We start from the raw sequence: 18,259 nt of genomic DNA, 5'->3' as shown, positions 1-18,259 counted from the left end.
GTCCCCGCGGGCAGGCGCCGTTCGCGCGGGGCCGTCCCGACGGCGGCGGGTGAGCGCTCTGCGGGCGGGGATCGTCCGGTCGGCAGGCCGCCCGCCGGTTCCCGCCCGCCGGTTCCCGCCCGCGCCGAGGCCGGTCACGCCCTGGGGCGTGACCGGCCTCGGCGCGGGCGGTGAGGTGCGAGCGGAAGCGGGTCAGCCGGGCAGATCGCCGGTGGGGCGGTAGATGCTGCCGGCCGCGTTCACACCCCACACGGTCCCGTCCGCAGCCGCCCCGATGTCGGTCAGGCCCCAGGGGACCTGCGCCCAGGACTGGCGCCGTTGTCGGCGTAGCGGTAGATGTCTCCGCCTGCGTTGACATCCCACACGTTGGTCCTGGACCCGGCCGAGATCCGGACGAGCGCACCGCTGATCTGCCTCCGGTCGCCGATTTCGCGGCTTCCTTCCGTCTGGGATCGATGCACCGTCCCGCGCGTCAGCCGCCGCCGCTCGGCCGGACAAGGCAGCAGCGTCCCCATGTGCGCCTCGGCTCCCCGACTGGTCCCCGACTGGTCCCCGAGAATGATCAAAGGCCGGTTTCGGATCACTCCGAAACCGGCCCTCACCCGCGACTGTCTCCAGTCGGGACGACAGGATTTGAACCTGCGACCCCTTGACCCCCAGTCAAGTGCGCTACCAAGCTGCGCCACGTCCCGATGCGCTCGCGCACGCGGTGGGTGCCGTGCGATCACGCGGTCAGTACCTTACCGCACACAGCGGGGTGGGCCCGAAACGGCTCCGCGCGGGACAATCGGCTCATGGAGAGCACACGGGACCGGGACAGTGAGGGGCGGGCGCGCAACGCCCGGCCGCGGGACGGGCTCGGCAGGCCGCTGCCGTACGGCGCGGACGGGGTGCCCCGGCAGCCCGAGGGCGTCGTGCGGGCGCCCGGTCAGACGGTCGCCGAGGCGCAGCGGCTGCTGGACGAGGGCAAGCCCTTCCACGCGCACGAGGTGTTCGAGGACGCCTGGAAGTCGGGGCCGCCCGAGGAGCGGGAGCTGTGGCGGGGGCTGGCCCAGCTCGCCGTGGGGCTGACCCACTGTGCCCGGGGGAACGTCGCGGGCGGTCCACGGCTGCTGCGGCGCGGCGCCGGCGCCGTCGAGGCGTGGGCCGCCGGGGCGGCCGAGCGGCGGCCGTACGGCATCGACCTCGGCTCGGTCGCCGGGTGGGCGCGGGAGCTGGCCGGAGACGTGGAGCGCGGCGGCACGGCCGTGGACGCGGCGGCACGCGCCCCCAGGCTGCGCGGCTGACCCCGGCGGCCCCGCGCCCCGGCCCGACCCGCCGGCCCGGTCCGCAGGGACGGCAGGGACGACCGGTGCGGGGGCCGGTACCGGAACCGCCGGAGGCGTACGGCAGACTCGGGACGTGCGGAAGATCCATGTCATCGGTATCGGCGCGGGCGACCCCGACCAGCTGACCCTCCAGGCGGTCCGGGCGATGCGCGGCACCGACGTGTTCTTCGTCCTGGACAAGGGCGAGGTGAAGGCCGACCTCACGCGGCTGCGCCGGGACCTGCTCGACGCGCACGTGCCGGACGGGACGTACCGCGTCGTCGAGGCGCGCGACCCGGAGCGGGACCGCACGGCGGGCGGTGCGGCCTACTCCCCCGCCGTCGAGGACTGGCGCGTCGCGCGGGCCGGGATCTACGAGCGGCTGATCGCCGGGGAGCTGGGCGAGGACGAGACCGGCGCGTTCCTGGTGTGGGGCGATCCCGCCCTGTACGACAGCACGCTGGGCATCCTGGAGGAGGTGCTGGGGCGCGGGACGGTGGAGTTCTCCTACGAGGTCGTGCCCGGCATCAGCAGCGTCTCCACGCTGGCCGCCCGGCACCGCACCGGGCTGAACCGGGTCGCGCGGCCGGTGCAGATCACCACGGGCCGGCGCCTCGCGGAGGAGGGGTTCCCGGACGGGGTGGACGACGTCGTGGTGATGCTGGACGCGCGGCAGGCGTTCCTGCGGTACCTGGACGAGGACGTCGACATCTACTGGGGTGCCTACCTCGGCACGCCCGACGAGATCCTCGCCTCCGGCCCGATCGCCGAGGCGGCGCCCCGCATCGAGCGGCTGCGCGCCGAGGCGCGGGAGCGCAAGGGCTGGATCATGGACACGTATCTGCTGCGCCGCAACCCGTCCGGGCGGTAGGCGTACCCGGGCGGACGGCCACCGCATGCGTGGCCGGGCCACCGATGTGATCGTGGCCGTGTGACAGTCGCCGAGGAAACGCCACGGACCGCCGCCGCCCAGCCGCCGGTACTGGACCGGCGGCGCCGCAACGTCGTCTTCGTCACCATCGTCCTGGGCATGCTGCTGGCCGCCCTCGACCAGACGATCGTCGGCACCGCGCTGCCGACGATCGTCTCGGATCTCGGCGGCGCCGAGCACATGTCGTGGGTCGTCACGTCGTACCTGCTCGCCGAGACCGTCGCGACGGTGCTGGTCGGGAAGTTCGGCGACCTGTTCGGGCGGAAGATCGTCTTCCAGGTGTCGGCGATCGTGTTCATCGTGGGCTCGTTCCTGTGCGGGCTGGCCACGAACATGACGCTGCTGATCGTCTGGCGGGCCATGCAGGGCATCGGCGCGGGCGGGCTGATGGTGACCGCGATGGCGCTGATCGCCGATGTCATCCCGCTGCGCGAACGCGGCAAGTACCAGGGCGCGATCGGGGCCGTGTTCGGGGTGGCCACGGTGATCGGGCCGCTGCTCGGCGGCCTGTTCACCGACCATCTGACCTGGCGCTGGGCGTTCTACGTCAACGTCCCCATCGCGGTCGTCGTGGTGATCGCCGCCGCCCGGACCATCCCGGTGGTGAAGTCGGCCGTCCGCCCGGTGATCGACTATGCGGGCATCGCGCTGGTCGCGATCGGGGCCGGCGCGCTGATCCTCGCGACGAGCTGGGGCGGGAACCAGTACGCCTGGGGCTCGCCGGTGATCATCGGCCTGTTCGCGGGCGGGGTCCTCGCGCTCGCGCTGTTCTGCCGGGCGGAGACACGGGCGGCCGAGCCGATGCTGCCGATGCGGCTGTTCGCCAACCCGGTGTTCACGGTCTGCTCGATCCTCAGTTTCGTCGTCGGCTTCGCCATGCTGGGCGCGATGACGTATCTGCCGAGCTACCTCCAGTACGTCGACGGGGACTCGGCCACCGTCTCGGGGGTGCGGACGCTGCCGATGGTGATCGGGCTGCTCGCCTTCTCCATCCTCAGCGGCACCGTGGTCAGCCGGACCGGGCGGTACCGGTTCTTCCCGGTCGTGGGGGCGCTGGTGATGGCGCTGGGGCTGTACCTGATGTCCCTGATGGGGCCGGACACCGGCGCGGCGCTGGAGTCGCTGTACATGTTCGTGCTCGGCGCGGGGATCGGGCTGTGCATGCAGGTGCTGATCATCGCCGTGCAGAACACCGTCGACTACGCCGACCTGGGCACCTCCACCTCCGGTGTCACCTTCTTCCGTACGCTCGGCAGTTCCTTCGGCACCGCCGTCTTCGGCACGATCTACGCCAACTCCCTCACCCCCAACCTGCGGGACGGGATCGCCGCGGCGGCGGCGACGGGGGCCGCCGATCCGGCCACGATCGCGCGGGCGGCGACCAGTCCGGAGGGCGTGCACGAGCTGCCTGCCCGTGCGGCGGCACCGGTCATCGGTGCCTACGCGGACACCATCCAGACCGTCTTCCTGTGGACGGTGCCGGTCGCGGCCCTCGGGTTCGTGGTGGCGCTCTTCCTCAAGCAGGTGCGGCTGCGGGACAGCGCGCGAGCCGGGTCCACCGACATGGGCGAGGGTTTCGCCTCACCGAGCGACGCCGACTCCCGGCGGGTGCTGGAGTCGACCGTGGGGAAGATCATCGGCAGTACGCGGCTGGACACCGCGCGGCGGATCGTCACGGAGAGCGACACCCGGCTGGACGTGGCGGGCGCGTGGGCGGTGATGCAGGTGGAACTGTTCACGCGGCTCGTCGGGCACGCCAGCCTCGGCCTGATCGCCGCGCGCCGGCGGATGCCGCCCGAGGTGCTGCTGCCGGTCTTCGACCGCATGGTGCAGGAGGGGTATCTGACCCGGGACGGTTCGCTGCTGTCGCACACCGGGGCGGGCTCCCGTGAGGCGGCCGTGATCACCCGGGCGTGGACCTCGTGGCTGGAGGAGCGGGTGGAGCGGGACATCGGGCGGCCGAGCGACGCGGAGGTGCGGGTGGCCGTCGACGCGATCGCCAAGCGGCTGCTGGTGGAGGACCTGAGCAGCGGGCTGCCGCAGCGGGCCCGGCCGCCGGTCGGCGCGACCGCCGGTGCCTGAGCCCCTGCGGCTCACCAGCAGCCGGCCGCTCACCCGCCCGCTGCCCGCTGCCCGCTGCCCGCTCAGCGCAGCAGCAGTTGCAGGCCGCCGAGGACCGTCGCGGCGATGACCAGCCGCTCGAACAGCTTCTGGTCGATCCGGTGCACGGCCCACTTGCCCAGCAGCGCGCCGGGCACTACGAACAGCACGAGGGCGGCGTCGAGGAGCAGCGAGTCCCCGTCGACCAGGCCGAGGCCCACGCTGAAGGGCAGCTTGGAGACGTTGACGATCAGGAAGAAGAAGGCGGAGGTGCCGAGGAAGCCCAGTTTCCGGAAGCCCGCCGAGAGCAGGTACATCGACATCACCGGTCCGCCCGCGTTGGCGACCATGGTGGTGAAGCCGCCCAGGACGCCGTACGAGCGGGCCTTGAGCCGGCCCGCACGTGACCCGGTGTCCTCCGCCGGCTCCCCGGTCTCCGCCGTGCGCCGCCGCCACACCGTCACCCCGGACATGGCCAGCAGGATCACCCCGATGGAGATCCGTACGGCACCGTCGTCGGCCCACAGCAGGAACAGCGTGCCGACGACCACGCCCGCCCCGACCGCCGGGAACAGCCGCCAGAGCGTGGGCCAGTGGGCGTGCCGCCGGTAGGTGAGCACGGCCAGCACGTCCCCGGCGATCAGCACGGGCAGCAGGACGCCGGTGGAGGCGCGGGCGGGCAGGACCGCGGCGAAGATCGCGAGGCTGACCGTGTTGGCCCCGCTCACGGCGGTCTTGGAGAAGCCGACGAGCAGGGCGGCGCAGGCGAGCGCGGCGAACTCCCAGCCGGTGAGGTGCGTCATCATGTCCATTACGAGGGCTGATGCTATGCGCATCCGGCCGGCACCGCCGGGACCGTCTCGCCGGACGGTCCCTACCCGGCGGCGGTGTACCGGGCGCGCAGTTCCCGCTTGAGCACCTTCATGCTCGGGCCGAGCGGCAGGGCGTCGGTGAACTCCACGCGGCGCGGGTACTTGTGCCGGCCGAGGTGCTCCTTGGACCACTCGGTGATCGCCGCCGCGTCCGGGGCCGCCTCGGCGGCGGGCACGACCACCGCGCACACCTCCTCGCCGTGCAGCTCGTCCGGGAGGCCGATGACGGCGACCTGCGCGATGCCGGGGTGCCGGGCGAGGACCTCCTCGACCTCGCGCGGGTAGACGTTGTAGCCGCCGCGGATGATGACGTCCTTCTTGCGGTCGACGATGCGCAGGAAGCCCTCGTCGTCCTTGGTGCCGAGGTCACCGGTGCGGAACCAGCCGTCGACCAGCGCCTCCGCGGTGGCCTCGGGGCGGCCGAGGTAGCCGGAGAAGACGTTGTGGCCGCGGATGACGACCTCGCCGAGTCCGCCGGCCGGCAGCAGTTCGATCCGGTCCTCGACGTCGGCGCGGGCGATCTCCACGTCGACGCCCCACAGGGGGTGGCCGATGGTGCCGGGCCGGGCGCCGAACACCGGCTGGTTGACGGCCGCCGCCGGGGAGGTCTCCGACAGGCCGTACCCCTCGTAGATCCTGGCGCCGAAGGCCGCCTCGAACCGCTCCAGCACGGCGACCGGCAGCGAGGCGCCGCCGGAGACGCACACCCGCAGCTCGGGCAGTCCCCCGGCGCCGGCGGCGGCCGCGGCGAGGGCGACGAACATGGTCGGCACGCCGTGGAAGGTGTTGACCCGCTCCGCCACCATCAGCTCGATGGCGCGGCCCGCGTCGAAGCGGGGCAGCAGGACGAGGGTGGCGCCGGCCCGCCAGACGGAGTTCATGGAGACGGTCTGGCCGAAGGCGTGGAAGAGGGGCAGCGCGCCGAGCGCGATGTCGTCGGGCCGGATGTCGTTGGCGTCGAAGGCGTTGACGGTGGCGTTCATCACCAGGTTGAAGTGGCTGAGCACGGCCCCCTTGGGGACGCCGGTGGTGCCGCTGGTGTAGAAGACGACGGCCGGGTCGTCGGCGTCGCGGGTGACGTACGCGGGCAGCGGCTCGGCGTCGGCGGCCAGCTTGGCGAACTCCTCGCCCAGGGTGACGACGCGGACGCCGGCCGCGCGGGCCGCCGCGGCGCCGGTCTCCGCCTGCGCCGGGTGGCACAGCAGCAGGGTGACGCCGCTGTCGGTGAGGACGTGCTCGACCTCTTCCGGCGACAGCAGCAGATGGACCGGTACGACGACCGCGCCGGCCGCGGCGACGGCGTAGTACGCCTGCGGGAACTCGGCGGTGTTCGGTGCCATCAGCGCCACCCGGTCCCCGGGGCGGACGCCGAGGTCCCGGAGCGCGCCGGCGCGGGCGAGGGCCCGCTGCCACACCTGGGCGAAGGTGAGCCGCAGGTCGCCTTCGACGAGGGCCTCCTTGTGCGGGCGGCGCCGGGCGTTCTCGGCGAGGATCGCGGCGACGGAGAGGGTTGCCATGGAGTGTTGCTCCGTTTCCTTGCGGCTCTGCAGGGTCGGGAAGGGGCCGTACGGCGGGGGTCAGGGCCGTTCGACGAGCACCGCGCTGCCCTGGCCGACGCCGACGCACATGGTGGCCAGCCCCCGGGCCGCCCCCGTACGCCGCATGCGGTGGAGCAGGGTGGTGAGGACGCGGGCGCCGGAGCAGCCGAGGGGGTGGCCCAGGGCGATGGCGCCGCCGTCGGGGTTGACGCGGGCGGGGTCGATGCCGAGCTGGTCGACGCAGGCCAGGGCCTGGGCGGCGAACGCCTCGTTGAACTCGGCCTCCTCGATGTCGGCGACGCTCCAGCCGGCCCGGGCGAGGACCTTGCGGGTCGCGGGGACGGGGCCGAGGCCCATGACGTCGGGGTGGACCCCGGCGGAGCCGCCGGCGACGTACCGGCCGAGGGACTCCAGGCCGAGGTCGCGCAGGGCGTCCTCGCTGACCAGGAGGAGGCCGGCGGCGCCGTCGTTCATCGGGGAGGCGTTGCCCGCGGTGACCGTGCCGCCGGCCCGGAACACCGGCTTCAGGCGGGCCAGCTTCTCGGCGGTGGTGTCCTCGCGGACGCACTCGTCGGTGGTGACGGTCACGCCGTCGGGGCGGGTGACGGGGAGCAGTTCGGCGTCGAAGCGGCCGTTCTTCCGGGCCTCGGCGGCCAGCCGGTGACTGCGCAGGGCGAACGCGTCCTGCCGCTCGCGGGTGATGCCGTGGCGGGCGGCGACCTCCTCCGCCGTCTCGCCCATGGCGAGCACCCCGTGCAGCTCCTCCATCGCGGGGTTGACCAGGCGCCAGCCGAGCCGGGTGTCGGCGGTCTCCATGCGGTGCGGGAGCGCCTCGTCGGGGCGGGGCAGCACGAACGGGGCGCGGCTCATCGACTCCGAGCCGCCCGCCAGCACGATGTCGGCCTCGCCGGCGGCGATGGCGCGGGCGGCGGTGGTGACGGCCTCCATGCCGGAGGCGCACAGGCGGTTGACGGTGGCGCCGGGGACGGAGTCGGGCAGGCCGGCGAGGAGGGCGGCCATGCGGGCGACGTTGCGGTTGTCCTCGCCGGCCTGGTTGGCGGCGCCCCAGTGGACGTCGTCGACGCGGGCGGGGTCGAGCGCGGGCACGTCGGCCATCAGGCCGCGGATCACCATCGCGGCGAGGTCGTCGGGGCGCACCGTGGACAGGGCGCCGCGCAGCTTGCCGATCGGGGTGCGGCGGGCGGCCGCGAAGTGGACGGGACGCACGGGGACTCCTGACCGTCGACGCTCGGCCGCCGGCGGCCCGCCCAGGCGGGCGGTCCGGTCCACGGCGACCATTAATTAGCACTGCTAGTTTCGGACTATAGACCGCCCGGCGGCTCCCTGGGAAGATCCCCCGAGACCCTTCACCGGCCCAGCTGGAGGACCGATGCCCGAGGCCCGTGAGCACACCCTGTCCGGCACCCGGGGGCGGATCGCCGTCCGCGAGTGGCCCGCCGCCCGGCCGCGGTACGTGGCGCTGCTGGCGCACGGCTACGGCGAGCACATCGGCCGCTACGAGGAGGTCGCCGGCGTCCTGACGCGGCACGGCGCGGCGGTGTACGGGCCCGATCACCTCGGGCACGGCCGCTCGGCCGGCGAGCGGGTGCTGATCGAGGACTTCGAGGACGTCGTCACCGATCTGCGGACCGCCGCGGACCTGGCCCGCGCCGCCCACCCGGGCCTGCCCGTCGTCCTGGCCGGGCACTCCATGGGCGGACTGATCGCCGCCCGGTACGCGCAGCGCCACCCGGCGGACCTCGCGGCCCTGGTGCTGTCCGGACCGGTGATCGGCGACTGGGAGCTGCCGCGCCGGCTGCTCGCCCTGGAGGAGATCCCCGACACCCCGGTCAGCCCGGCCGCGCTCTCCCGGGACCCGGCGGTGGGTGCCTCGTACGCGGCGGACCCGCTGGTGTGGCACGGGCCGATGAAGCGGCCGACGGTGGAGGCGTTCGTGCGGACGCTGGAGACCGTGGCCGACGGCGGTCCGGCCGGCCGGTTCCCGGTGCTGTGGCTGCACGGCGGCGACGACCGCCTGGTGCCGCTCGCGGGCAGCCGGCCCGGCGTCGAGCGGCTGGCGGGCGGGGAACTGACGGCGCGGATCTATCCGGGCGCCCGGCACGAGGTGTTCCTGGAGACCCACCGCGACGAGGTGTTCGCCGACCTCACGGGCTTCCTGGACGGCGTGCCGGCCGGCTGAATCGGCGCGGGCCGGGCGGGCGGGCCGGCCCGCCGCGGGGCGCCCCCGGCCGGGTTTGCGCAGGTGCCGCCGGGGCACCCGGTGGGTCATGGAGCGGTCGCGCCGTACGGCCCCGCAGGGGAGGGCATCGACCCGCAGGACCCCGCGGGCCCGGCCGTGCCCGGCGCCCGGTGTCCGTCCCCCGTCCGGCAGCCACGCCGGCCGGCGGACGGCCCCCGGACCCGCAGCACGCGGCCGGGGCGCGGCGCCGCTCCGCCACCATCGTCGACGCCGCAAGGAGCAGCACCGTATGACTGTCGTGAAGAGCACGATTCCCGAGTCGGCCCGTCAGGTCACCGGGGAGGCGTTGCAGAGCACGCTCGTGGATCTTCTCGGACTCTCCCTGATCGCCAAGCAGGTGCACTGGAACATCGTGGGGCCGCGGTTCCGCTCGATCCACCTCCAGCTCGACGAGGTCGTCGCCTCGGCCCGGGAGTTCGCGGACACCGTCGCCGAGCGTTCGTCGGCCCTGGGAATCCCGGCCGACGGGCGCCCGGAGACCATCGCCACCGCGTTCACGCTGCCCTCCCCGAAGGACGGCTGGGTGCGGGACGAGGACGCCGTCGCCCTGATGACCGAGACGCTGGGGGCCGCCATCGCCCGCCTGCGCGAGCGGATCAAGGTCACCGACGAGCCCGACCCGGTCACCCAGGACCTGCTGATCTCCATCACCGCCGAGCTGGAGAAGCAGCGTTGGATGTTCGACGCGGAGAACTGGCCGAAGGGGGACTGACCGGCCCCCCGGCCGGTACCGCACGTACGCACCACCCGAAGGGGCACCTCATGGCCGACGCCCTCGAACTCGACACGCTGTGGGAGGACTTCCACCGCGTGGTGAACATGACCTCCGCCGAACTGGCCGCCTGGCTGCGGGTCAGTGACGCCTGCGAGACGGCCGAGCCGCTGCCGGACCGGGCGGGTCCGTCCGCCGGGCAGCATGTCCTCGCCATCCTGCAGAAACGCCGTACCGACCTCACCGAGGCCGATCTGGGCGTGATGCGGGACGTGGTGGAGACGGTCACCGAGGAGACGGACGCGGAGAACGAACCGGTGGCCGAGGACACCCGCCGCCGGCACCGTCTCATGACCCTCGGCCACGACCCGCTCAAGCCGTAGCCGTGGACCGCGACCCGCGCGACGCACGGGACGTCCTGCGGGAACTCGTCGCCGCGCACGGCCGGACGTACGCCGAGGAGGCGGGCATCCGGCTCGCGGACACCCCGCAGCCGCTGTACCAGTCGCTGGTGCTGGCCCATCTGCTCAGCGCCCGCATCCGGGGCTCGGTCGCCGTGGCCACCGCCCGCGCCCTGCGCGAGGCGGGGCTGCGCGACCCCGCCCGGATGGCGGGCGCCTCCTGGCAGGAGCGGGTGGACGCGCTGGGCCGGGGCGGTTACCGGCGCTACGACGAGCGCACCGCCACCCAGCTCGGCGAGGAGGCGGAGCTGCTGACCGACCGCTGGGGCGGGGACCTGCGCCGGCTCCGCGCGGAGGCCGGCGGCGACGTGTCCGCGCTGCGCCGGCTGCTCCAGGAGTTCCCCGGCGTCGGCCCCACCGGTGCCGGCATCTTCCTGCGCGAAGTACAGCGGGTGTGGCCGGAAGCCGCCCCCTACCTGGACCGCAAGGCGCTCCAGGGCGCGGGGCGGCTCGGCCTGCCCGAGGACCCCGGCCGTCTCCTGGCCGCCGCCGGCCGGACCGAACCGGCCGTGCTCGCCGCCGCGCTGGTCCGCGCCTCGCTCGACAAGAACCTGGTCCGGGACGTGACCGGGAGGGTCCGGGAACGGGCGGGCTGACGGCCGGGACACGCCGGTGCCCGCCACCCGGACGGACTCCCCCGCGACGGGTCCGGAAAGTATGATCAAGCGATGGCTGACATGACCGAAACCACGCCGGGCTGGCTGACCACCGACGAGCTCGAGTCGGCGCGCGCCCGCATGCCCATCCTGTACGTCGAGGCCGTGCCGGTGCGGGTGGACGACAGCGGCGAAGTCACCAGCGTCGGCCTCCTGCTGCGCATCGGACCCGACGGGACGGTCAGCCGGACCCTGGTGTCGGGCCGGGTGCTCCACCACGAGCGGGTCCGGGACGCCCTGCTGCGGCACCTGGAGAAGGACCTCGGCCCGGTGGCGCTGCCGCGGGTCCCGGCCGCGCTCCAGCCGTTCACGGTCGCCGAGTACTTCCCGACCCAGGGCGTCACCCCGTTCCACGACCCGCGCCAGCACGCGGTCTCCCTCGCCTACGTCGTGCCGGTGACCGGCGACTGCCGGCCCCGGCAGGACGCGCTGGACCTGGTCTGGTTCAGCCCGCAGGAGGCGCTGTCACCCGCGGTGCAGAGCGAGATGCCCGGTGGCCACGGCGTCCTGCTGAAGCAGGCCCTGGCCCACGTGGGCTGCGTCCTCTGAGACGCCGTACGGGCGCCCGGTGGACTCCGGCGGATGCCGTACGGGGTTCAGCGGGCGCCCGCCCGGCCGTCCGGTCCGCCGTCCGTCCGCCCGGGGCGTCAGCGGCCGTCCTCGTCGCTGAGCTGGGGGTCGAGGTCGTCGCGGAGCAGGCCCCGGCTGCCGGTCTGCCCGGTGCGGTAGGCGGAGCGGGCCACCAGGTGGGAGGCGACCGGGCCGGTGAGGAACTGGAAGAAGGCGATCAGCGCGAGGGTGCCGAGGTCGATGCCGTCGCGCAGCCGCAGCGCGACGCCGGCCAGGACCAGCAGCAGGCCGAGGGTCTGCGGCTTGGTCGCGGCGTGGCTGCGGGAGAGCACGTCGGGGAAGCGGAGCATGCCGATGACGCCGAGCAGGCTCTGGAAGCAGCCGAGCAGCAGCAGGAACGCACCGGCGAGATCGGCGGCCTCCGCCCAGGCGTTCACCGCGTCCACCGCGTTCACCTGTGGTCCTCCTTGCCGTCCGGCCGGACGGTGGGCCGGTCGCGCACGGCGATGAACCGGGCGATGCCCACCGAGCCGGTGAACCCCAGGAAGGCCAGCACGAGCATGACGGGGAAGTAGAAGGCGTCGCCGTCGTGGGCGGCCTTGGCCCCGATGCCGGCGATGATCAGCGCGGCGGCCACGTCCAGGGCGACGGCGCGGTCCAGCATCGAGGGGCCGCGCCAGATGCGGAACAGCAGCAGGACGCCCGCCACCAGGACCATCACGACCGAGGCGATCAGCATGCCCTCCTCGACGGCGTGCAGGGTGTTCACGGCGACGGGTCCCCTTCCGGGTCCGGGGCGGGGCGGGCGACGCGGGCGATGTCCTCGGCGGTGCCGAAGGCGCGGGCGACGAGTTCCTCCGTGCGCCGCACCGACCGCCGGGCGCTGTCGATCGCGCCGGGGTCGTCGGCGTCCAGGACGTGCAGGAACACGGTGGCGGTCGCGCGCCGCACCTCGATGATGGAACCGCCGGGCACGTTGGAGACGGCGACGGCGGTGGCGGTGAGCATCAGGTCGCTGCGGCTGCGCAGCGGCACGGCGACGACCGCCGCGTGGTACGGGTCGTCGGCGAAGATCTGCCGGGTGACCTGGACGCTGGAGGAGAACATGTCGTACAGCAGGTAGGCGCCGAGCCGGAGGATGCCGAGGGGGCGCAGACGCAGGCCGAGGTCGACGGCGGGCAGCGGGAAGGCGAGGCAGACGGCGACCGCGACGAGGACGCCGTTGACGAGGTTGCCCCAGGACAGGGTGCCCCACAGCAGGTTCCAGATGACGGTGAGCCAGGCGATGAGCGGCAGGTCGAGGACGCGCCGGCCGGTGCCGACGCGCAGGGACCAGCTGTACGGGGAGCGGTCGCGGAAGAGGTTGCTCACCGGCCGAGCACCGCCTCGATGTAGGGAGTGCGGGCGAGGAGCTCGCCGGCGGTGTGGTCGGTGAAGGTGGTCAGCGGGCCGCCGAGCACGGTGTAGAGCAGCCCGAGGGCGACGGCGGCGCAGGTGGCGACGGTCATGGGCCACGGCAGGTGCCTGGTGGTGGTGATGGACTGCCCCAGGAAGCTCGCGGGGACCACGGCCCCGGCGGGTACGTGCCGCTGGGCGCCGGAGCCGGTCCGTCTCCTGCGCCGTCTGCGCCTGGCCCGCTCCTCGTCGTCGTCCTCGTCGGCCCCTTCCTCGTCCTCCGCCGACTCCAGGACGACGCCCTCCTCCGCGAGGCCGGGCGGGGCGTCCCGCCAGAACGCCAGGTTCCACACCTTGGCCATCACGTACAGGGTGAGCAGGCTGGTGGCGGCCGAGCCCGCGACCAGCAGCCAGGCCCAGCCGCCGCCGTCCGCGACGCCCGCCCGCATCAGGCCGACCTTGCCGATGAACCCGGACAGCGGCGGGATGCCCGCGAGGTTCATGGCCGGCACGAAGAACAGCACGGCCAGCAGCGGTGCCGACTTGGCGAGGCCGCCGAGGCGGGTGAGTTCGGTGCTGCCGGCCCGCCGCTCGATGAGCCCGGCGACGAGGAACAGGGTGGTCTGCACGGTGATGTGGTGGGCCACGTAGACGATGGCACCGCTCAGCGAGTCCCGGCCGGCGAGGCCGATACCGAAGACCATGTAGCCGATGTGGCTGATGAGGGTGAAGGACAGGACGCGTTTGAGGTCGGTCTGGGCGACCGCGCCGAGGATGCCGATGGCCATCGAGGCGAGCGCGGCCAGCATCAGCAGGTCGCCGAGGCGGTGGCCGGGGAAGAGCAGGGTCTGGGTGCGCAGCATCGAGTAGACGCCGACCTTGGTGAGCAGGCCCGCGAAGACGGCGGTGACCGGAGCGGGAGCGGTCGGGTAGGAGTCGGGCAGCCAGGCGGCGAGCGGGAAGACGGCCGCCTTGATGGCGAAGACCGTCAGCAGCATGGCCTCCAGCAGGGTCCGCACGCCGGCCGGGACCTCCTGGAGGCTTCCGGCGAGCTGCGCGAAGTTGACGGTGCCGGCGACGGCGTAGGTCATGGCGATGGCGATGAGGAACAGCAGCGAGGAGAAGAGGGAGATGATCACGTACGTGGAGCCGGCCCGGATGCGGGTGGCGGTGCCGCCGATGGTGAGCAGCACGAAGCTGGCGACGAGCATGATCTCGAAGCCGACGTAGAGGTTGACGAGGTCGCCGGCGAGGAAGGTGCAGGAGACCCCGGCGACCAGGATCAGGTAGGCGGGGTGGAAGACGCCGAACGGGGTCTGCTCGTCGCGGTCGGCCATGCCCTGGCCCAGCGAGTACAGGAAGACGAGCAGGGTGACCGCGCTGGAGACGGTGAGCATCAGGCCGGCGAGGCGGTCGGCGACGAGGGTGATGCCGAGCGGCGGCGGGAAGTCGCCGAGGTCGACGTGGAGGGGGCCGTCGCGGTCGGCGGCGATCATCAGGATCACGGAGAGCACGAAGACCGCGCCGAGCACGGCGAGGCTGATCAGGCGCTGGAAGCGCCGCAGCCGCGGTCCGATGGCGAGTTTCAGGCCGGTGACGAAGAGGGGCAGCAGGACGGGGAGGGGGACGAGCGCGTTCACGGTGATCCTTCCTGGCCGGCGCCCTCGGGGTCGTCGGGCTGGTCGGGTCCCGGCGGGGTGTCCCCCGGTTCCCGGGCGTCCTCGGCGGGTTCGTGGCCGGACTCGTCGGGGTCGTTGCAGGGGCCGGCGTCCCGGGCGGGGGCGGGGCCGGGGCGGCCGGCGGCGTCGGTGGAGCCCTGTTCCCGGCCGGCGCGGTAGTCCTCCGGGTCGGCGCCGAGGATGTCGTTCCAGAGGTTCCCGGAGACGTCGGTGGCGCGGGCCTGGTAGGCGCGCTCCTCCCGCATCCGGTCGCGCAGCCGCCTGCGGGCGGCCCGGTAGCGTTCGCGCTGCTCGCGGGTGGTGCCGCGCTCGGCCCTGGCCCGGCGGTAGCCGGCCCGCAGTTCCCCGCGCCGGTCGAGGAACTCGGCGCGCAACGCGACCAGCCGGTCCTCGGTGTCGTCGCTGATCTCGTCGGAGCCGGTGACCTGGTGGCTGCGGTAGGCCATGGAGAGCAGGAACGCGGTGGTGGCGAGGGTGATGACGATCGCGGTGAGCGCGATGGCCTGGGGCAGCGGGTCGGTGACGCGGTTGCGGATGACGTTCGGGTAGAGCAGCGGGGCGTCCCCCGCGCTGCCGGTGGAGGCGAGGACCAGCAGGTTGACGCCGTTGCCGAGGACGACCGCGCCGAGCAGGATGCGGGTCAGGGACCGGGTCAGCAGCAGCACACCCCCGGCGGCGCTGAGCACCGCCGCGGTCACCAGCAGGGACAGGCTGACGGTCATGCCGGCTCCGCCCCCCGCCCCTGCGCCCGCAGGGCCGCCGCCCGTTCGATGTGCCGGTCGATGCGGGCGCCCAGGGCGCGCACGATGTCGAGGACCACGCCGAGGACGAGCAGGTAGACGCCGCAGTCGAAGAGGACGGCCGTGGACAGGTGGGCGTCGCCCCACACCGGGAGGCGGCCGTGCCAGGTCCAGCCGTGCAGCACGGTGCCCTCGGCGAGGCCGCCGAGGGCCACGCCGGTGGACAGGAACAGGCCGAGGCCGGTGAAGAGGCCGGGGGCGAACGGCGCGGCGTCGGCGAGTTCGTGCCGGCCGCCGGCGAGGTAGCGGGTGATGAAGGCGACCCCGGCGACCAGACCGGCGACGAAGCCGCCGCCCGGCAGGTTCTCCGCGCACATCAGCAGGTAGACGGAGAGGACGAGGATCGGGTGGTAGATGAGGCGGGCCACCACTTCGAGGACGATGGAGCGGCGCTCGGGCGCGAGGGTGGAGCCGGCCGCGAGCCAGGTCCGCTCCGGTGCGCCCTCGTCACCGCTGGGCAGGCCCGCGAGGGCGCCCGAGGCCACGCTGCCGTCGGTGCGCAGGGCGGCCTCGGGGTGGTCGCCGGGCAGCGGCAGGACCGGCGGGCCGGCGGCGTCGGTGCGGCGGTGCAGGTAGATCAGGCTGGTCACGCCGACCGCGGCGACCGCCAGGACGGCGGACTCCCCCATGGTGTCCCAGGCCCGCAGGTCGACCAGGATGGTGGCGACGACGTCCTTCAGGCCGTGGTGGGCGACCTCCTGCACCATGGCGGCCCCGGCGGAACCGTCGCCCCGCCGGTGCCCTGCCATGATCCAGACGACGAGGGCGGCGGCGCCGCCGCCGGCCAGCGCCACCGGCATCCGCAGCAGGCGCCGCAGCGGGACGAAGTTCTCCTCGAAGAGCACGGGCATCCGGCGCAGCACCAGCACGAAGACGATCATCGAGACGGTCTCGACGCAGAACTGGGTGAGGGCGAGGTCGGGGGCGCCCTGGAGGACGAACAGCAGGGCGGTGCCGTACCCGGTCAGTCCGGCGAGGACGACCGCCTTCATCCGGCGCCGCACCCCCAGGCAGAGCAGGGCGACGGCGCACGTCATCAGCCCGATCCCGGCCTGGGCCGGGGTGTCCCAGACGCGCGGGGCGGGGACCCCGCCCCAGGGCGCGTCGACGGCGAGGACGGCGATCTGCCCGGCCAGCACCACGCTGAGGGTGGTCACCAGGTACACCGACAGGGAGCCGCGCTGCACGAAGCCGGTGCATTGCAGGGCGGTGCGTTCCAGGCCGAGCAGCAGCCGGCCGAAGTACCGGTCGGCGGAGCGCCACGCGAGCCGCTCGCCGAGGCGCAGTACGGGAGCGGCGGCGAGGAAGAGCAGGACGCCGCCCGCCCAGGCGGCGCAGGACAGCCAGAACGCGGGGCCGGCGCCGTGCCAGAGCGCGAGGTGGTACGGGTGCGCGGGCGCGGGGAACTGGGCGGCGTATGTGCCGAACAGTCCTCGCAGCCACCCCGTGCCGGGTCCGAGGACCAGGCAGGCGAGGGCGAGGACGGCGGGCGGGGCGAGGAAGGCGGGGCGGACGGGGTGGGCGCGCGTGCCGGGCACGCCGGGCTTGCGGGCGAAGGCGCCCCACAGGTAGCGCAGGGTGTACGCGGTGGTCAGCGCCGAGCCGGCGACGGTCGCGGCGAGCGCCCACCGGTCGGCGGTGTCCCCGTCGAGCAGCGCCTGGAACGCGGCCTCCTTCGCGGTGAACCCGAGCAGCGGCGGTACGGCGGCCATGGAGAGCCCGGCCACGACGGCGACCGCGCACACCGCGGGCAGCCGCCGCCCGAGCCCGGACAGGCGCCGCAGGTCACGGGTGCCGGTGGCGTGGTCGACGATGCCGGTGACGAGGAACAGCGGCGCCTTGAACAGGGCGTGGCCGAGGATCATCGCGACGGCGGCGAGGCCGGTGTCGTGCCGGCCCGCGCCGGTGAGGACGGTGAGGAAGCCGAGCTGGCTGACGGTGCCGTGGGCGAGGACCAGCTTGAGGTCGTGCAGGCGCAGCGCCCGCCAGCCGCCGAGCAGCATCGTCGCGGAGCCGAGGACCAGCAGCAGCGGCCGCCAGGGCGTGACCTCCGCGAAGGCCGGGGCGAGCCGGGCGATGAGGTAGACGCCGGCCTTCACCATCGCGGCGGCGTGCAGATAGGCGCTGACCGGGGTGGGCGCGGCCATCGCGTTGGGCAGCCACAGGCTGAACGGCCAGATCGCGGACTTGGACAGGGCGCCGACGAGGATCAGCACGACGGCCGCGGAGAGCGCGCCGGAGGGGGGCGGGGGGTCGGCGAGGATCGCCGAGATCCGGAAGGTGCCCGCCTCGTGGCCGAGGAGCAGGAACCCGACCAGCATGGTGAGGCCGCCGAGGGTGGTGACGGTGAGGGCCTGGAGGGCGCTGCGCCGGTTGCGTTTGCGGTCGCTGGTCTGGCCGATCAGCAGGTAGGAGAAGACGGTGGTCAGTTCCCAGAAGATGTACAGCAGGATCAGGTCGTCGGCGAGGACCAGTCCGAGCATCGCCCCGGCGAAGGCGAGCAGGCTGCCCGCGAACCGGCCGAGCTGGGGCGAGCGGGCGTCGAAGTAGGAGACGCAGTAGACGAGGACGAGGGTGCCGACACCGGCGGCGAGCAGCACCATCAGTTCGGCGAGGGCGTCCAGGCGCAGCGCCCAGTCCACGCGGTAGTCGGGCAGCCAGGTCCACACGGTCGTGTCGGCGCCGCCGGCGGCCACCGTGCTCCACCGCCCGGCCGCCCAGACCGCGGCGGCCAGCGGCGGCAGGGCGAGCACCAGGAAGGCGCGGGAGCCGCACCAGCGCACCAGCGGCGCGGCGCACAGCGCGAGCGCGAAGTGGCACAGGACGAGCGCGGTCATCCGGGCCCGCCCGAAGGGGCGGGGCCGGCGGGGACGGCTCGGGGGCAGAACACCCGACAGTGATATATCGGATATGCCGCCCGGCCGCCCCGGCACGCCGTACCCCTCGGGATGCCACCGGACCGGCGGTCATCCAGGGTC

Annotated in this window: 17 protein-coding genes and 1 tRNA gene; 8 read left to right on the top strand and 10 right to left on the bottom strand. The window is 74.1% G+C overall.

What is annotated here, in order from left to right:
• Window positions 1-618: 618 nt before the first annotated feature.
• Window positions 619-692: transfer RNA gene (locus Sdagh_RS32945), tRNA-Pro, on the bottom strand.
• A 102-nt stretch (window positions 693-794) separates the two neighbouring features.
• On the opposite strand from Sdagh_RS32945, the gene Sdagh_RS32940 reads away from it, so the two are divergent.
• The 3 genes from Sdagh_RS32940 (at window position 795) to Sdagh_RS32930 (ending at window position 4,320) form a co-directional block, all read left to right on the top strand.
• Entirely contained in the window at window positions 795-1,286 is a 492-nt protein-coding gene (locus tag Sdagh_RS32940) for a DUF309 domain-containing protein (RefSeq protein WP_190077042.1), read from the top strand.
• Between the two features lie 115 nt (window positions 1,287-1,401).
• On the top strand, window positions 1,402-2,178 hold the full coding sequence (gene cobF, locus Sdagh_RS32935; RefSeq protein ID WP_190077043.1) for a precorrin-6A synthase (deacetylating): 777 nt from the start codon (window positions 1,402-1,404) through the stop codon (window positions 2,176-2,178).
• 60 nt (window positions 2,179-2,238) lie between these two features.
• Window positions 2,239-4,320 carry an MDR family MFS transporter gene (locus Sdagh_RS32930; protein WP_190077044.1) on the top strand — a complete coding sequence of 694 codons (2,082 nt, stop codon included), beginning with the start codon at window positions 2,239-2,241 and terminating at the stop codon, window positions 4,318-4,320.
• Window positions 4,321-4,382: 62 nt separating this feature from the next.
• Here the strand turns inward: Sdagh_RS32930 and Sdagh_RS32925 are convergent, their stop codons facing one another.
• The 3 genes from Sdagh_RS32925 to Sdagh_RS32915 form a co-directional block, all read right to left on the bottom strand.
• Complete coding sequence (locus Sdagh_RS32925) at window positions 4,383-5,150, bottom strand: sulfite exporter TauE/SafE family protein (protein ID WP_190077045.1); 768 nt, start codon at window positions 5,148-5,150, stop codon at window positions 4,383-4,385.
• A 62-nt stretch (window positions 5,151-5,212) separates the two neighbouring features.
• Window positions 5,213-6,727: a long-chain-fatty-acid--CoA ligase gene (locus Sdagh_RS32920; RefSeq protein ID WP_190009380.1), complete on the bottom strand. Its 1,515-nt coding sequence runs from the start codon at window positions 6,725-6,727 to the stop codon at window positions 5,213-5,215.
• A 60-nt stretch (window positions 6,728-6,787) separates the two neighbouring features.
• Window positions 6,788-7,975 carry a thiolase family protein gene (locus Sdagh_RS32915; RefSeq protein WP_189415986.1) on the bottom strand — a complete coding sequence of 396 codons (1,188 nt, stop codon included), beginning with the start codon at window positions 7,973-7,975 and terminating at the stop codon, window positions 6,788-6,790.
• Between the two features lie 163 nt (window positions 7,976-8,138).
• Between Sdagh_RS32915 and Sdagh_RS32910 the strand changes: the two genes are divergently transcribed.
• From Sdagh_RS32910 to Sdagh_RS32890, 5 genes are all read left to right on the top strand, one after another.
• Window positions 8,139-8,948 carry an alpha/beta hydrolase gene (locus Sdagh_RS32910; protein ID WP_190077046.1) on the top strand — a complete coding sequence of 270 codons (810 nt, stop codon included), beginning with the start codon at window positions 8,139-8,141 and terminating at the stop codon, window positions 8,946-8,948.
• Between the two features lie 289 nt (window positions 8,949-9,237).
• Window positions 9,238-9,720, top strand: a complete 483-nt coding sequence (locus tag Sdagh_RS32905) for a Dps family protein (RefSeq protein WP_189415984.1) — start codon at window positions 9,238-9,240, stop codon at window positions 9,718-9,720.
• Between the two features lie 50 nt (window positions 9,721-9,770).
• On the top strand, window positions 9,771-10,103 hold the full coding sequence (locus Sdagh_RS32900; RefSeq protein ID WP_190077047.1) for a DUF3140 domain-containing protein: 333 nt from the start codon (window positions 9,771-9,773) through the stop codon (window positions 10,101-10,103).
• 2 nt (window positions 10,104-10,105) lie between these two features.
• The gene (locus tag Sdagh_RS32895) at window positions 10,106-10,777 is read left to right on the top strand and encodes an HhH-GDP family DNA glycosylase (protein WP_189415981.1); all 672 of its coding nucleotides are present in this window, start codon (window positions 10,106-10,108) and stop codon (window positions 10,775-10,777) included.
• Between the two features lie 81 nt (window positions 10,778-10,858).
• Window positions 10,859-11,386: an NUDIX hydrolase family protein gene (locus Sdagh_RS32890; RefSeq protein ID WP_189416283.1), complete on the top strand. Its 528-nt coding sequence runs from the start codon at window positions 10,859-10,861 to the stop codon at window positions 11,384-11,386.
• A gap of 98 nt (window positions 11,387-11,484) precedes the next feature.
• Here Sdagh_RS32890 and mnhG read toward each other — a convergent pair whose 3' ends face one another.
• Genes mnhG through Sdagh_RS32860 form a run of 6 tightly spaced genes read right to left on the bottom strand, consistent with a single transcriptional unit; the run spans window position 11,485 to window position 18,118 of the window.
• Window positions 11,485-11,844 (bottom strand): monovalent cation/H(+) antiporter subunit G, encoded by a 360-nt coding sequence (mnhG, locus tag Sdagh_RS32885; RefSeq protein ID WP_189416280.1) that lies wholly within the window; start codon window positions 11,842-11,844, stop codon window positions 11,485-11,487.
• A gap of 14 nt (window positions 11,845-11,858) precedes the next feature.
• Window positions 11,859-12,176, bottom strand: a complete 318-nt coding sequence (locus Sdagh_RS32880) for an MrpF/PhaF family protein (RefSeq protein ID WP_189415978.1) — start codon at window positions 12,174-12,176, stop codon at window positions 11,859-11,861.
• The gene (locus Sdagh_RS32875) at window positions 12,173-12,778 is read right to left on the bottom strand and encodes a Na+/H+ antiporter subunit E (RefSeq protein ID WP_189415974.1); all 606 of its coding nucleotides are present in this window, start codon (window positions 12,776-12,778) and stop codon (window positions 12,173-12,175) included. Before Sdagh_RS32875 ends, Sdagh_RS32880 begins: the two co-directional genes overlap by 4 nt.
• Window positions 12,775-14,442: a Na+/H+ antiporter subunit D gene (locus Sdagh_RS32870; RefSeq protein WP_189415968.1), complete on the bottom strand. Its 1,668-nt coding sequence runs from the start codon at window positions 14,440-14,442 to the stop codon at window positions 12,775-12,777. Before Sdagh_RS32870 ends, Sdagh_RS32875 begins: the two co-directional genes overlap by 4 nt.
• On the bottom strand, window positions 14,439-15,203 hold the full coding sequence (locus Sdagh_RS32865) for a Na(+)/H(+) antiporter subunit C (protein ID WP_189415928.1): 765 nt from the start codon (window positions 15,201-15,203) through the stop codon (window positions 14,439-14,441). Before Sdagh_RS32865 ends, Sdagh_RS32870 begins: the two co-directional genes overlap by 4 nt.
• Window positions 15,200-18,118: a Na+/H+ antiporter subunit A gene (locus Sdagh_RS32860; protein ID WP_189415926.1), complete on the bottom strand. Its 2,919-nt coding sequence runs from the start codon at window positions 18,116-18,118 to the stop codon at window positions 15,200-15,202. Before Sdagh_RS32860 ends, Sdagh_RS32865 begins: the two co-directional genes overlap by 4 nt.
• Window positions 18,119-18,259 lie beyond the last annotated feature (141 nt).

Source organism: Streptomyces daghestanicus, assembly GCF_020521275.1.
Classification (GTDB): domain Bacteria; phylum Actinomycetota; class Actinomycetes; order Streptomycetales; family Streptomycetaceae; genus Streptomyces; species Streptomyces griseoviridis.
The sequence above is the reverse complement of the archived record's forward strand: the minus strand, read 5'-3'. Positions and strand labels throughout refer to the sequence as shown.

Bases quoted from the DNA above. Each gene is read 5' to 3' on its own strand.
- Sdagh_RS32905 (WP_189415984.1), top strand. From the start codon at position 9,238: ATGACTGTCGTGAAGAGCACGATTCCCGAGTCGGCCCGTCAGGTCACC.
- Sdagh_RS32925 (WP_190077045.1), bottom strand. From the start codon at position 5,150: ATGGACATGATGACGCACCTCACCGGCTGGGAGTTCGCCGCGCTCGCC.
- Sdagh_RS32860 (WP_189415926.1), bottom strand. From the start codon at position 18,118: ATGACCGCGCTCGTCCTGTGCCACTTCGCGCTCGCGCTGTGCGCCGCG.
- Sdagh_RS32940 (WP_190077042.1), top strand. From the start codon at position 795: ATGGAGAGCACACGGGACCGGGACAGTGAGGGGCGGGCGCGCAACGCC.
- Sdagh_RS32890 (WP_189416283.1), top strand. From the start codon at position 10,859: ATGACCGAAACCACGCCGGGCTGGCTGACCACCGACGAGCTCGAGTCG.
- Sdagh_RS32865 (WP_189415928.1), bottom strand. From the start codon at position 15,203: ATGACCGTCAGCCTGTCCCTGCTGGTGACCGCGGCGGTGCTCAGCGCC.
- Sdagh_RS32920 (WP_190009380.1), bottom strand. From the start codon at position 6,727: ATGGCAACCCTCTCCGTCGCCGCGATCCTCGCCGAGAACGCCCGGCGC.
- Sdagh_RS32900 (WP_190077047.1), top strand. From the start codon at position 9,771: ATGGCCGACGCCCTCGAACTCGACACGCTGTGGGAGGACTTCCACCGC.
- Sdagh_RS32910 (WP_190077046.1), top strand. From the start codon at position 8,139: ATGCCCGAGGCCCGTGAGCACACCCTGTCCGGCACCCGGGGGCGGATC.